We start from the raw sequence: 12,473 nt of genomic DNA on the forward strand, positions 1-12,473 counted from the left end.
CATCATGCCCATCCGCAGCCATCTCCCTTTGAACGCCTTGCGGGCCTTCGAAGCATCCGCCCGGCATCTGAGCTTCACCAAGGCAGGCTTGGAGCTCAGGGTCACGCAGACCGCGATCAGTCACCAGGTGAAACAGCTCGAGCAGATGTTGGGCGCTCACCTGTTCCGGCGCCTGCCGCGTGGCCTCACGTTGACCGACGAAGCCCTGGCTCTGTTTCCCGTCCTCAACGATGCGTTCAGTCGCATCAGCGGCGCGATCGATCGCATCGAAGCGAAGGGAACCCGCGAGGTCGTGACCGTCGGCTGTGTCGGCACCTTTGCAACGGGATGGCTGTTGCAACGCCTCGACGGCTTTCGAGATACGCACCCCCATATCGACCTGCGCCTCCTCACCAACAACAACCGCATCGATATCGCCGGAGACGGGCTCGACATCGCGCTTCGCTTCGGCGACGGCTCCTGGCACGGCACTGAGGCCATCCATCTGATGTCTGCCCCGCTGTCGCCCGTCTGTCATCCCGATGTGGCGAGTCGTCTGCGCGCGCCGTCGGACCTCGCGGGCGAAAATCTCCTGCGGTCGTATCGCGCCGAGGAATGGCCATTATGGTTTGCAGTCGCGGGCGCTCCATGCCCGATGATCCAGGGGCCGATCTTCGACAGCTCCGTCGCGATGGCCGAAGCGGCCGCGCGCGGCGTCGGCGTTGGCCTGGTTCCGATCGCCATGTTCAACTGCGAGCTCGAGACGGGGCGGCTGGTCCGGCCGTTTGCGGCTGAGGTCGCCGCCGGTTCTTATTGGCTGACCTGGTTGAAGTCGAAAGAACCGACGTTCGGGATGCGTGCCTTTCGTGACTGGCTGGTTGATGCCTTGCGCGCTGATCCGCCGCGCTGACGGCCGGTCGCCACCGCGCACAAGCCGAGGGCGCGAACAGCGCCACGAGCGCGTGAGGCGGGCGCGTTGCGGCCAGCTCAGCGCTTTACGGCGCTGCGCCGCCACTCGCGCGGCGACAGGCCGAACTGCTCGCGGAACACGCGGCCGAAATGCGAGAGATCGTTGAAGCCCCAGGACAAGGCGATTTCGCTGATCTGACGATGCGCCAGCATCGGCGAGCCGAGATCGCGCCGGCACTGCTTGAGCCGCTCGGCCAGCACGAAGCGCTGGAACGACGTCTCCTCGTCCGAGAACAGATCGTTGACGTAGCGCGCCGATAGCCCGAGCTCGCGTGCGATCTCCGGCAGTGAGAGGTCGGCGTCGGGCAGCCGGGTGCGGATGTGCGCCTTGATGCGATAAAGCAGCGCTGCGCGATGGCTCGAGGCGGGCAGGGGCTGTGTGCGCAGCCGCTCGGCCAAGGTCATGGCGAGCAGGTCGGCAGCCTGGTCGGCCAGAGGTTCGGCATGCTCGGGGCCGATGTGCTCGGCGCGTTCGCAGAGCCTGACGATGAAATCATGGGCGAGCGGCTGGAGCGGGCTATCGGGGCCGAAGCTGATCGCCGTCACGGTCTCCGTCGGGCCGATCCGGCGCTGCAGCATCTCGCGCGGGAGCTTGAACACGATCTGCTTGAACGCGGCGTCGAACTGCAGCTCGTAGGGGCGGGTCGTGTCGTAGATCGCGAACTCGCCGGGCCGGATCACGGTGTCGCGGCCATCCTGAACGACGCCGCCGATTCCCTCTCGCCCGAGTGCGACGAGGACGAAGTCGGCATCCGCCCGGGAGATGCGCTGCGAGGTCCGGTGCACGCGCTGCCGGTCCGAGGCGACCTCGGAGCAGACGGCCCGTCCCAACGCGGTGTGGGTCACCGAGCCCCGAAACGCGCTGCCGAGATCAGACGTGCAGTCGAGCCCGACATAGACGTCGCAGACGATGTCCTGCCACAGCGCCAGCCGGCGGTGGCCCGGGCTTCCTTCCGTGGTGAACAGGACCGGCATCGCTCCGTCTCCCTCCGCCTCTGTGTCGCGTGGATCGTCGGAAATGCAGCAAGTTCTGGGCCGGCTGGTCTCTCCCTGGCGGCCGCAGTCGAGTTTTCGTTCCCTCCAAGACGAGCGCGAATGATCGCCGAGGTCAATACTCCCCAGCGAATGCGGCGCGCGGCGCCGCCGATCCGGAAGAGGGGAGACGCGGGATGGGACTGGCACATCCGAAATACAAGGTGGCGGTGGTGCAGGCGGCGCCGGCCTGGCTCGACCTGGACGCCTCGATCAAGAAGACTATCGGCCTGATCGAGGAGGCGGCCGACAAAGGTGCCAAGCTGATCGCGTTTCCGGAGGTCTTCATCCCCGGCTATCCCTGGCACATCTGGATGGACTCGCCGGCCTGGTGCATCGGCCGTGGCTTCGTGCAGCGCTATTTCGACAATTCGCTGGCCTATGACAGCCCGCAGGCCGAGGCGCTGCGCGCCGCCGTGCGCAAGGCCAGGCTCACGGCCGTGCTGGGACTGTCCGAGCGCGACGGCGGCAGCCTCTACATCGCGCAATGGCTGATCGGCCCGGACGGCGAGACCATCGCCCGGCGCCGCAAGCTGCGGCCGACCCATGCCGAGCGCACCGTCTATGGCGAGGGCGACGGCAGCGATCTCGCCGTGCACGACCGGCCTGACATTGGCCGGATCGGTGCGCTGTGCTGCTGGGAGCATCTGCAGCCGCTGTCGAAATACGCGATGTATGCCCAGAACGAGCAGGTGCATGTCGCGGCGTGGCCGAGCTTCTCGCTGTACGATCCGTTCGCGCCGGCGCTCGGCGCCGAGGTCAACAACGCCGCCTCGCGCGTCTATGCCGTCGAGGGCTCGTGCTTCGTGCTGGCGCCGTGCGCCACCGTCTCGCAGGCGATGATCGACGAGCTGTGTGACCGGCCCGACAAGCACGCGCTGCTGCATGTCGGCGGCGGCCACGCCGCGATCTTCGGTCCAGACGGCTCTTCGCTTGCGGAGAAGCTGCCGCCGGAGCAGGAGGGGTTGCTGATCGCCGAGATCGATCTCGGCATGATCGGCATCGCCAAGAACGCCGCCGATCCGGCGGGACACTATTCTCGCCCCGACGTGACCCGGCTGCTGCTCAACAAGAAGCCGCTCAACCGGGTCGAGGCCTTCGCGCTGCCGGTCGACGCGGTCACGCCCGGCGAGGCGCAATCGGCGGCTGGCTGACAGGCTTGGCGAGCGCTAGGTCCCGGCCTCCGGTTGTGCCGGCGGCGGGGCCGACCGCCGCGGCGGCCGCTGCGCACGGCCTGCCGGCGCCGCCATGCGCGGCTGCAAGGTGACGATCACCGGGTTTGGCTTGTGGTCGGTCGCCGCGCCAGTCGCGGCGTCCACACCCATGCCGATCAGGCCGCCCGCTAAGATGTTGCCGGCGAAGCCGGCCGCGCCGGTCGCCGGGATGTCCTTGGTCAACGGGATGATCTGGGTCTCGTAGCCCGGCTTTTCGATGGTGACGGAGATGTCGGCATTGCGCTTGGCGACGAACGAGCAGGGCGTCGTGCAGGTCATCGGCGCTTCGAGACCGGCGATCGTGGCCTCGGCCCCGGACGGCGTCGACGCGACACTGATCGTCTCGGTTGTACCCCGCGTTACGGACGCGCAACCTCCCAGCGCGGCGCACAGTGCTACGAACGCTACAACTCTCATTTGGTACTGCCCCCTTGAAACCCAAGGGAACTCAAGCGCAACTGGAGCGGGACGGCAAGCGCAATCAGCATTATCCGAAGAAATTCCCGGGCGAGTTTCACGCGAGTGTGGCTTTCACACCTGCTTTCCACGAACCTGCCGCGCGATCGCCTTCTGCGCATCGAATTCGGCGCGCCGCCGCGCCAGCTCTTCCGGCGCGAGCATGGCCGGATTGCTGTAGTCGCGCTTCCAGCCGTGATCGTCGCTCCACTGCAAAGGCGATTGCACGGTCGTCCGTGCGGCTGGTGAACTCTCGAGGACACGCAAGGCGAGCTCGAGCGTGAAGGCCTGTGAGGCCGCGTCGTGCGGCTTGCCGACGGAATTGCCGAGCGGAAAATCCGAGAACAGGAAGCGCGGTGCTGCGGCGTGCTCGACGATGTCCTTGGCGCAGCCCATGACGACGGTCGCGATGCCGTTCGCTTCGAGATGCCGGGCCACCAGGCTCACGGTCTGGTGGCACACCGGACAGTTCGGCACCAGCACGACGGCGTCGATCTCGTCGGCGCGGCAGCGCGCAAGAATCTCCGGCGCATCGGTCTCGATCGTCACGCGCTGGCTGCGATTGGTCGGCGCGCCGAAAAAGCGCGGTCCGACCGCGCCGATGCGGCCCTCACGCGCCAGCCTGATGAGCTGTGGTAGCGGAAACCAGGTGCCGGAATCCTCGGCCGAGGTGTGCGCGCGATCATAGGCAATGTGGGAAATGCGCAGGTCGTGCTGCGCCGACGTGTCGCCGTCATAGACGGAGTAGAACTTGGCGCCGCCATTGTAGGGCGCGCCGGGGCCTTGATCGCCTTTGGCGGGATCGAACGGCGCGGCCGTGGTGACAACGGTGACGCGCGACTGCGCGAGCGGCTTGCGCAAGGGATGGAACGGCGCCGACGTGTAGTGAGCCCAGCGATAGGGCGTGTCATAGCCGATCGCGAGATAATAGTCGCGCGTGCGCGCCATGTAGGACAAGGGCGCATCGCTTTCGGGCGCGAGGCCGAGTCTGTCGTCGGTCGGTGCGGTCATCCGTCGCGCTCCCTGCAGGATTTTCGGATTGCTAGCCGGCTCATTCGCTGTGTCAAGGCGCCGCGCGGTGGAACCCCGCATGGTCCTGGGCTTTGTCTGTCGACAGAATTCCAACCATTGCACCGCGCTCACGATGCTTTCCATGGTTTCGATTGCTCGCATTGCCTGTCTCGGCCTTGCCTTGATGCTGACCATGCCCTTGTCCGGCGTGGCGGCGGAGCAGGGCTCAGACCGTGACGTTGCCGTGCCGGCTGATCCGAAGGGCGGCGCGCAGCAGGACGCGCCGCACGAGACTGCGAAGCCTGCAGAGCCTGCGGCAGAGGGCTCGGAGATCAAGGCCGAGGAGTCCAAGGAGAGCGGCACCCGCGAGGCGATCTGCCTGATGATCGAATCCGCAGCCAAGGCGAATGATCTGCCGCTCGAATTCTTCGCCCGCGTGATCTGGCAGGAAAGCCGCTTTCAGAGCGACGCAGTCGGGCCGGTCACGCGCAACGGCCAGCGCGCGCAGGGAATTGCGCAGTTCATGCCGGGCACGGCGAACCAGCGCCAGTTGCTCGATCCGTTCGATCCGGTTCAGGCGCTGCCGAAGTCGGCGCAGTTCCTGGCCGAGCTGCGCGACCAGTTCGGCAATCTCGGGCTCGCGGCGGCGGCCTACAATGCGGGGCCGCGCCGGGTGCAGGACTGGCTCACCGGCAAGGGGCAGTTGCCCTGGGAGACCCGCAACTACGTTTCGGCCATCACGGGCGCCACGATCGATGAGTGGGCGGCCGCCGCCGGCAGCGGCGGCAAGACGCCGCCGAGCCCGCCGCCGACCTCGTGTCGTCAGCTGATGGCGATGTTGAAGCGCGCGCCGAATCCGTTCGTCACGGAGCTCGAGCAGCATGTGGCGCTGTCGGCCGCGAAACCATGGGGCGTCCAACTGGCTGCAGGCTTCGACCGCAACAAGGCGCTCGCGATGTATTCGCGGGCGATCAAGGGGCTTGGCCCGGTCATCGGCGACCGCGACCCGAGCCTGCTGTCGTCGGTGATGCGCTCGCGCGGCAACCACGCCTTCTACCAGGTGCGGATCGGCGCCGAGACACGGGCCGAGGCCGACGCGCTCTGCAGCCGGATCCGCGGAGCCGGTGGCGCCTGCTTCGTGCTGCGCAATCGCTCCGGATAGAGCTGCCGCAGCGCGGCGTGTGGGGAATGGCTGCGCCGGACGCAGACCCGCGCGCGCCTGATGGCGGTTGACGCGAGCGGCTTTCGCCAGCCTTATCGCGGTTCGTTCCGCTGGGCCGCCCGTGACACTTCCTCCGCTCGATTCGCCGCAATGGCATGGTTCACTGCGCGCCTTCGGCTGGGGGCTGCGCGCGACGTCAGCGACCATCCTGTCACTGGTGCTGTTCGTCACCTTCATCGGCATCGGCGCGCTCGCCCACGATACCCGTTTCAGCATGCTCTGGGCGATCCTGAGCACGGTGCTGGTGTGGGCCGGGCCGGCGCAGATCATCCTGGTCTCCACGCTCGGCTCCGGCCAGACCATTCTGCAGTCGGCGATCGCGGTCACGATGAGCGCGATCCGGCTGTTTCCGATGGTGGTGGCGGTGCTGCCGCTGATCCGCTCCCCCCAGACCAAGCGGCGGCACCTGGTGCTGATCGCGCATTTCACCGCGGTGACCCTGTGGGTCGAATGCTATCGTTTCCTGCCGCATGTGCCGCGCGAGCGCCGCATCGCCTTCGTGCATGGGCTCGGTACCGGCCTGATGGGGATTGCGCTGATCGCGACCATCATCGGCTATCTTCTCGCCGCCAACCTGTCGCAGACCTTCGGCGCCGCGGTGCTCTTGCTGACGCCGCTGGCGTTTCTGTTCTCGACCCTGCGCAACGCCAGGGAGCTGGCCGACGTGCTCGCGCTCGGCCTTGGCCTCGTGCTGTATCCCCTGGCCGCCCAGCTCAACAGCGGCGTCGACATCCTGGTCAGCGGCGTCGTCGCCGGAACGCTCGCGTTCGGCGCGCACAAATGGCGCGAGCGGCAGGGGCCGGCATGAGCGACTTCATCGGCGATTGGCATGCGCTCGTGGTGCTGCTGGTGGCGGGCGTGATCCCCAACCAGATCTGGCGCCTGCTCGGGCTGTGGTTCGGCAGCGGGCTCGACGAGGGCTCGGACCTGCTGATGTGGGTCAAGGCGGTCGCGACCGCCATCTTGGCGGGGGTCATCGCCCAGATCCTGGTGCAGCCGCCGGGCGCGCTCGCCAGCGTGCCATGGGGCCTGCGCTACGGTGCGGTCGTTGCCGGCCTTGCGGCCTTCATGGCGAGCCGCCGCTCGATCTTTGCTGGTGTCGTCTGCGGCGAGGCCGTCATGCTGGCCGGCAAATGGTGGCTCGGCTGAGTTACGCGATCTTGCGCAACCGCAATTGCGGTGAGCCGAGGTTCGGATAGATTGCCGGGAAGACCCAAGGACTCCGCAATGACCACTGATACCGATCTCCGCCCGGGAGAAGTCGCCGTCGACGCGCCCCAGCCGCGCGACGCCACGCTGTATTTCATCGGCCGCATCCGCACGCCCTGGACCTCGCGGCTCGAGACGCCGCGGCAGGGTAGCTTCGAGGGGCCGGTGTGCCGGCTCGAGATCTTCGAGCCCTGGGTGCCGGCGCTGCAGGGCATCGATCGTTTCAGCCATCTCCAGGTGCTGTACTGGCTCAACCGGGCGCGCCGGGATCTCGTCAAGCAGAGCCCGCGCCATCATGACGGCGAGACCCGGGGCACCTTCGCGCTGCGCTCGCCGGTGCGTCCCAATCCGATCGGCGTGTCGACCGTCCGCTTCGTCGCGTTGGAAGGCAACACCGTGCTGGTACGCGGCCTCGACTGCCTCGACGAGACGCCGCTGATCGACCTGAAGCCGGATCATTGCGCGTTCACGCCGGCGGCGGCTGGTGAGGATGACAAATAGGACCGACGGATCCGGATGTCGAAGGTGAACAAGCGGCCGCAGAAGACGGTGACAGCTCAGGATGCGATCACGGCGGACCTCGTCGCCGTGCTGGTGGCGGTGACCGACGGCCATCCGAAGATCATGACGATCGAGCACGCTGCGGCGCTGCCGAGCGGACCGTTTCAGTTCGCGCACCGCTCGCTGCAGATGGGCCTGCGCGCCTGGGTCAAGGCGCAGACCGGCCATCCGCTCGGCTATGTCGAGCAGCTCTACACCTTCGCCGACCGCGGTCGCGGCGGCGATCCCGACGCGCCGCATCGTATCTCCATCAGCTATCTCGGCCTGACACGCGAGGAAGAGGGGCGCGAGGGCGCGGATGCGCAATGGTCGTCATGGTACGACTACTTCCCGTGGGAGGATCATCGCGACGGACCGCCGACGATCCTGGCCAAGATCATCGCGCCGAAGCTGAAGGCCTGGGCGCGAGCCGCCGACCAGCCGGCGCTGCAGAAGACAAGGTGGCAGCGCGCCGCGATCACTTTCGGTCTCGATGGCCGCGAGTGGAACGAGGAATTGGCGCTGCAGCGCTATGAGCTGCTGTACGAGGCTGCGCTGATTCCCGAGAGTACGCGCGAGAAGGAGGCCCGCCAGGCGGAGGTGCCCGGCCGCGCCATGATCGGTGATCACCGTCGGATTCTCGCTACCGGCATTGCCCGTCTGCGCGCCAAGATCAAATACCGGCCGGTCGTGTTCGAGTTGATGCCGGAAGAATTTACACTGCTGCAATTGCAGCGCAGCGTCGAGGCACTGGCCGGCCGGCTCGTGCACAAGCAGAACTTCCGCCGCCTCATCGAGCAGCAGGAACTGGTTGAAGAGACAGGCGCAATTGCTGCCGACACGATCGGTCGGCCGGCCAAGCTGTTTCGCTTCAGGCAGGGCGTTCTGGCCGAGCGGGCGGTGGTCGGAACCAAGCTGCCGCTCTCGCGGTCTTGATCTCCCGCTCTTGACAAGGCTTATGCTCAGGATAAGTATAAGGCATCTTATGCTCACGGAGAGTATAAATGGCCGAGCTTGTCCTGCCTGCCGTCGCGCCGAATACACCGCTTGCTGAGCGTCTGAGGCGGGTGATCCCGCCGCCGGAATGGGCCGTCTTCGAGGACGACGTCGAAGCCATTCTGGCGCTGAAGCGCCAGCGCAATGCCGTGGTGCTGGCGCACAACTATCAGACGCCCGAGATCTATCACGGCGTCGCCGACATCGTCGGCGACAGCCTGCTGCTGGCGCGCGAAGCGACCAAGGTCGATGCCGAGGTGATCGTGCTCGCCGGCGTCCACTTCATGGCCGAGACCGCCAAGCTGCTCAATCCTGACAAGACGGTGTTGATCCCCGACGTAAAGGCGGGCTGCTCATTGGCGGAATCGATCACCGCCGACGACGTGCGGCTGATGCGCGCGCGCCACCCGGGCGTGCCGGTGGTCGCCTATGTCAACACGTCGGTGGCGGTGAAGGCCGAGTCCGACGTCTGCTGCACGTCCGGCAACGCACGCGCGGTCGTCGAGTCGCTCGGCGTCGATCACGTCATCATGCTGCCGGATGAATATCTCGCGCGGAACGTCGCCGCACAGACAAAGGTCAGGATCACGGCCTGGAAGGGGCATTGCGAGGTGCATGAGCGCTTCAGCGCCGATGACGTCCGCACGCTGCGCGACAACCATCCTGGTGTCACCGTGCTCGCGCATCCGGAGTGTCCGCCCGAGGTCGTGGCGGAGGCGGACTTCGCCGGCTCGACCGCGGCGATGTCGGACTTCGTCGGAGCAAGGAGGCCGGCCCGCGTGGTGCTGCTGACGGAATGTTCGATGAGCGACAATGTCGCCGTGCTCCATCCCGACATCGAGTTCATCCGCCCCTGCAATCTGTGCCCGCACATGAAGCGGATCACCCTGAAGAACATCCGCCACGCGCTCGAGACCAACACGCACGAGGTCACGATCGATCCCGCGATGGCCGAGCGCGCGCGGCGCGCAGTGGAAAGGATGCTGGCATCATGAGCATCGATGTTTCGAAGTTGATCGGCCGTCCCGTGATCATCGGCGGCGGTGCCGCGGGTCTGATGACGGCGCTGCAGCTTGCGCCCGAGCCGGTCGTGCTGTTGTCGAAGTCGCCGCTCGGCGCGGAGGCGTCGAGCATGTGGGCGCAGGGTGGCCTCGCCGCGGCGGTTGGCGATGACGATGATCCGGGGCTGCATCTGAAGGACACGCTCGCCGCCGGAGCCGGATTGTGCGACGAGCCCGCCGCGCGCCGCATCATCGATGCGGCGCCGGCCGCGGTCGAGCGCCTCGCGCAGCTTGGCGTTGCGTTCGACCGAGGTGCGGATGGACGTTGGCGTCTGGGCCTGGAGGCCGCACACAGCCGCAACCGGATCGTGCATGCGACGGGCGACGGCACGGGACGCGAGATCATGCGCACGCTGATCGCGGCTGTCAGGCGTTGTGCTTCGGTGACCTTGTTCGAAGGCGTCGAGGCGCGCCGGCTGATCGTCAATGACAGCGCGATCCAGGGCGTGGCTGCGGCGCGCGGCGATGAGGCTCTGATCCTCGCCACGACACGCGTCGTGATCGCAACCGGCGGCATCGGCGGCCTGTTCCTCGACAGCACCAATCCGGCCGGCTGTTTCGGCCAGGGCCTCGCGCTCGCGGCGCGGGCTGGTGCGGTGCTGTCCGACCTCGAATTCGTGCAGTTTCACCCGACGGCGTTCGACGGGCCGTCGCGGCCGCTGCCGCTGCTCACCGAGGCGATCCGCGGCGATGGCGCCGTCCTGATCGACGACACCGGCACGCGCTTCATGGCCGACGAGCCTGGCGCTGAGCTGGCGCCGCGCGACGTGGTGGCGCGGGCGGTATGGCGCCGCCGTGCGCAAGGCCACCGCGTGTTCCTCGATGCGCGCGAGAAGCCGGGCAAGGATTTCGCCGCCCGCTATCCCGTGATCAGCGCGTTCTGCCGCATGGCGGGCATCGATCCCGCGCGCGATCCGATCCCGGTGCGGCCGGCCGTGCACTATCATATGGGCGGCATCGCTGTTGACGCGATGGGACGCAGCTCGGTCGAGGGCTTGTGGGCCTGTGGCGAAGCCAGCCGCACCGGCCTGCACGGCGCCAACCGGCTCGCCAGCAACTCGCTGATGGAGGCGATCGTCTGCGCGCAATGGGTGGCCGAAAGCGTGGCCGGCGCGCCGCAGCGTGCAGGCAAGCCGTGCGAGGTGGCGGCAATTCCGCCGGCGTCCGATCCCTCGGCCGTACGGCCGCTGCTGTCGCACGCGCTCGGCGTGATGCGCGAGCGTCGCACGATCGCGGATGCCGTCAGCAGCCTGCTTCCGCTGGCAGAGCAGGCCGGGCCCATGGCTGATCCGGCGCTGGTCGGCCTGATGCTTGCGGTCGCGGCCCATGCCCGTGAGGAGAGCCGCGGCGCGCATTTCCGCAGCGATCGTCCGGACACGCTGCGCGTCGCGCAGCCGTCCAGCTTCACTCTGTCCGAGGCGGTCGCCGTTGCACGCGACATTGTCGAGGCGGAGCAGACGCCGTTCAGGAGCGCAGTGCCATGACTCTCAATCCTCTCTCGCCCTTGCTCTACGAGCCGCTGGTGCGCATGGCTCTGCTCGAGGATCTCGGCCGCGCCGGCGACATCACCACCGATGCCATCGTCCCCGCCGAGCAGCGCGCCTCGCTGAAGCTGCGGGCGCGCCAGCACGGGGTGATCGCAGGTCTCGATGTGGCGCGCTGCGCCTTCCAGACCGTCTCGCCGGACGTGCGCATGGAGATCGTGCGACCGGACGGCAGCGTCGTGACGCCGGGAGACGCGATCGCGACCATCAGCGGCCCGGCACGGGCGCTCCTGACCGGCGAGCGCGTCGCGCTCAACTTCCTCTGCCGTTTGAGCGGGGTCGCCAGCGCGACGGCGTCCCTGGTCGCCGCGGTGAAAGGGACCAAGGCGCAGATCGTCTGCACCAGGAAGACCACGCCGGGCCTGCGCGCGCTGGAGAAATATGCGGTGCGCGCGGGTGGCGGCGGCAATCACCGCTTCGGGCTCGATGACGCGGTGCTGATCAAGGACAACCACATCGCCATCGCCGGCGGCATCAAGGCTGCCATCACGCGCGCAAAGGCCCATGCCGGCCATCTCGTCAAGATCGAGGTCGAGGTCGATACTCTGGCGCAGCTCGAGCAGGCGCTGACGCTGGGCGTCGATGCGGTGCTGCTCGACAACATGACGCCGGCGGAGCTCGAAGCCGCCGTCGGCATGATCAGCGGCAAAGCCATCGCGGAAGCCTCGGGCCGGATCACCGTGGAGACCGCACCCGCGATCGCCGCGGCCGGCGTCGACCTGATCTCGGTCGGCTGGATCACGCATTCGTCGGCCGCGCTGGACATCGGGCTCGACGAGGCGTGATCAGCCCTTCAGCGCCGCAATCAGCTTCGCGGCGTTCTCCTCCAGCACCTTCGGATCTTCCTTACGGCTCGCGGGCGGCAGCAGGGAATCGCCGTTGTGGCGGGGCATGATGTGGACGTGCAGGTGGAACACCATCTGGCCGCCGGCATGCTCGTTGAACTGCTGCACGGTGATGCCGTCGGCGGCGAACGCGGTCTTGGCGGCGCGGGCGATGGTGCGCACGGCACGGCCGACGTGGAGATAGTCCTCCTCGGTGATGTCGAGGATGTTGCGTGCAGCGGCCTTCGGGATCACCAGGGTGTGGCCGGGCACGCGCGGCATGATGTCGAGGAACGCCAGCACGTGGCCGTTCTCATAGACCTTGGTGCAGGGGAATTCGCCGCGCAGGATCTTCGCGAACGGATTGTTGGGATCGTAGGCGGTCATGGGCAGTCCCTTAAGCAGTTCCTCTTGGT

Annotated in this window: 14 protein-coding genes; 10 read left to right on the forward strand and 4 right to left on the reverse strand. The window is 67.5% G+C overall.

Annotation, left to right across the window (positions count from 1 at the left end):
- The first annotated feature begins 4 nt into the window (after positions 1–4).
- Complete coding sequence (locus tag QX039_RS29600) at positions 5–889, forward strand: LysR family transcriptional regulator (protein WP_315740360.1); 885 nt, start codon at positions 5–7, stop codon at positions 887–889.
- Positions 890–966: 77 nt separating this feature from the next.
- On the opposite strand, the gene QX039_RS29605 is transcribed toward QX039_RS29600, so the two are convergent.
- Positions 967–1,923, reverse strand: a complete 957-nt coding sequence (locus QX039_RS29605; protein ID WP_315740326.1) for a helix-turn-helix domain-containing protein — start codon at positions 1,921–1,923, stop codon at positions 967–969.
- Positions 1,924–2,117: 194 nt separating this feature from the next.
- Here QX039_RS29605 and QX039_RS29610 point away from each other — a divergent pair, with 194 nt between their 5' ends.
- The gene (locus QX039_RS29610; RefSeq protein WP_315740325.1) at positions 2,118–3,134 is read left to right on the forward strand and encodes a carbon-nitrogen hydrolase family protein; all 1,017 of its coding nucleotides are present in this window, start codon (positions 2,118–2,120) and stop codon (positions 3,132–3,134) included.
- A gap of 15 nt (positions 3,135–3,149) precedes the next feature.
- On the opposite strand, the gene QX039_RS29615 is transcribed toward QX039_RS29610, so the two are convergent.
- Both QX039_RS29615 and QX039_RS29620 read right to left on the reverse strand, forming a co-directional pair.
- The gene (locus QX039_RS29615; protein WP_315740324.1) at positions 3,150–3,611 is read right to left on the reverse strand and encodes a PEGA domain-containing protein; all 462 of its coding nucleotides are present in this window, start codon (positions 3,609–3,611) and stop codon (positions 3,150–3,152) included.
- Positions 3,612–3,725: 114 nt separating this feature from the next.
- Entirely contained in the window at positions 3,726–4,661 is a 936-nt protein-coding gene (locus tag QX039_RS29620; protein ID WP_315740323.1) for a glycine reductase, read from the reverse strand.
- A gap of 142 nt (positions 4,662–4,803) precedes the next feature.
- On the opposite strand from QX039_RS29620, the gene QX039_RS29625 reads away from it, so the two are divergent.
- The 8 genes from QX039_RS29625 to nadC all read left to right on the forward strand — a co-directional run bounded on the left by QX039_RS29625 (position 4,804) and on the right by nadC (position 12,018).
- Positions 4,804–5,823 (forward strand): transglycosylase SLT domain-containing protein, encoded by a 1,020-nt coding sequence (locus tag QX039_RS29625; protein ID WP_409998903.1) that lies wholly within the window; start codon positions 4,804–4,806, stop codon positions 5,821–5,823.
- A 121-nt stretch (positions 5,824–5,944) separates the two neighbouring features.
- A complete protein-coding gene (locus tag QX039_RS29630) occupies positions 5,945–6,691 on the forward strand; it encodes an AzlC family ABC transporter permease (RefSeq protein ID WP_315740321.1) in 747 nt (248 codons plus the stop codon).
- Positions 6,688–7,032 (forward strand): AzlD domain-containing protein, encoded by a 345-nt coding sequence (locus tag QX039_RS29635; RefSeq protein ID WP_315740320.1) that lies wholly within the window; start codon positions 6,688–6,690, stop codon positions 7,030–7,032. Before QX039_RS29630 ends, QX039_RS29635 begins: the two co-directional genes overlap by 4 nt.
- Before the next feature lie 78 nt (positions 7,033–7,110).
- Positions 7,111–7,593: a tRNA (N6-threonylcarbamoyladenosine(37)-N6)-methyltransferase TrmO gene (tsaA, locus tag QX039_RS29640; protein WP_315740319.1), complete on the forward strand. Its 483-nt coding sequence runs from the start codon at positions 7,111–7,113 to the stop codon at positions 7,591–7,593.
- Positions 7,594–7,608: 15 nt separating this feature from the next.
- Positions 7,609–8,568, forward strand: coding sequence for an NrtR DNA-binding winged helix domain-containing protein (locus QX039_RS29645; protein WP_315740318.1), 960 nt, complete (start codon positions 7,609–7,611; stop codon positions 8,566–8,568).
- Positions 8,569–8,636: 68 nt separating this feature from the next.
- The gene (gene nadA, locus QX039_RS29650; RefSeq protein WP_315740317.1) at positions 8,637–9,623 is read left to right on the forward strand and encodes a quinolinate synthase NadA; all 987 of its coding nucleotides are present in this window, start codon (positions 8,637–8,639) and stop codon (positions 9,621–9,623) included.
- Entirely contained in the window at positions 9,620–11,173 is a 1,554-nt protein-coding gene (locus QX039_RS29655; RefSeq protein ID WP_315740316.1) for an L-aspartate oxidase, read from the forward strand. Before nadA ends, QX039_RS29655 begins: the two co-directional genes overlap by 4 nt.
- The gene (gene nadC, locus QX039_RS29660) at positions 11,170–12,018 is read left to right on the forward strand and encodes a carboxylating nicotinate-nucleotide diphosphorylase (RefSeq protein WP_315740315.1); all 849 of its coding nucleotides are present in this window, start codon (positions 11,170–11,172) and stop codon (positions 12,016–12,018) included. The genes QX039_RS29655 and nadC overlap by 4 nt, the downstream gene beginning before the upstream one ends.
- Here nadC and QX039_RS29665 read toward each other — a convergent pair whose 3' ends face one another.
- Positions 12,019–12,444: an HIT family protein gene (locus tag QX039_RS29665; protein WP_315740314.1), complete on the reverse strand. Its 426-nt coding sequence runs from the start codon at positions 12,442–12,444 to the stop codon at positions 12,019–12,021.
- Positions 12,445–12,473 lie beyond the last annotated feature (29 nt).

Origin of the sequence: Bradyrhizobium sp. SZCCHNR1043, assembly GCF_032489675.1 — a bacterium.
GTDB lineage: Bacteria > Pseudomonadota > Alphaproteobacteria > Rhizobiales > Xanthobacteraceae > Bradyrhizobium.

Coding starts and splice junctions, on each gene's coding strand:
- QX039_RS29600 (WP_315740360.1), top strand. CDS start 5: ATGCCCATCCGCAGCCATCTCCCTTTGAACGCCTTGCGGGCCTTCGAA.
- QX039_RS29605 (WP_315740326.1), bottom strand. CDS start 1,923: ATGCCGGTCCTGTTCACCACGGAAGGAAGCCCGGGCCACCGCCGGCTG.
- QX039_RS29610 (WP_315740325.1), top strand. CDS start 2,118: ATGGGACTGGCACATCCGAAATACAAGGTGGCGGTGGTGCAGGCGGCG.
- QX039_RS29615 (WP_315740324.1), bottom strand. CDS start 3,611: ATGAGAGTTGTAGCGTTCGTAGCACTGTGCGCCGCGCTGGGAGGTTGC.
- QX039_RS29620 (WP_315740323.1), bottom strand. CDS start 4,661: ATGACCGCACCGACCGACGACAGACTCGGCCTCGCGCCCGAAAGCGAT.
- QX039_RS29625 (WP_409998903.1), top strand. CDS start 4,804: ATGGTTTCGATTGCTCGCATTGCCTGTCTCGGCCTTGCCTTGATGCTG.
- QX039_RS29635 (WP_315740320.1), top strand. CDS start 6,688: ATGAGCGACTTCATCGGCGATTGGCATGCGCTCGTGGTGCTGCTGGTG.
- tsaA (WP_315740319.1), top strand. CDS start 7,111: ATGACCACTGATACCGATCTCCGCCCGGGAGAAGTCGCCGTCGACGCG.
- QX039_RS29645 (WP_315740318.1), top strand. CDS start 7,609: ATGTCGAAGGTGAACAAGCGGCCGCAGAAGACGGTGACAGCTCAGGAT.
- nadA (WP_315740317.1), top strand. CDS start 8,637: ATGGCCGAGCTTGTCCTGCCTGCCGTCGCGCCGAATACACCGCTTGCT.
- QX039_RS29655 (WP_315740316.1), top strand. CDS start 9,620: ATGAGCATCGATGTTTCGAAGTTGATCGGCCGTCCCGTGATCATCGGC.
- nadC (WP_315740315.1), top strand. CDS start 11,170: ATGACTCTCAATCCTCTCTCGCCCTTGCTCTACGAGCCGCTGGTGCGC.
- QX039_RS29665 (WP_315740314.1), bottom strand. CDS start 12,444: ATGACCGCCTACGATCCCAACAATCCGTTCGCGAAGATCCTGCGCGGC.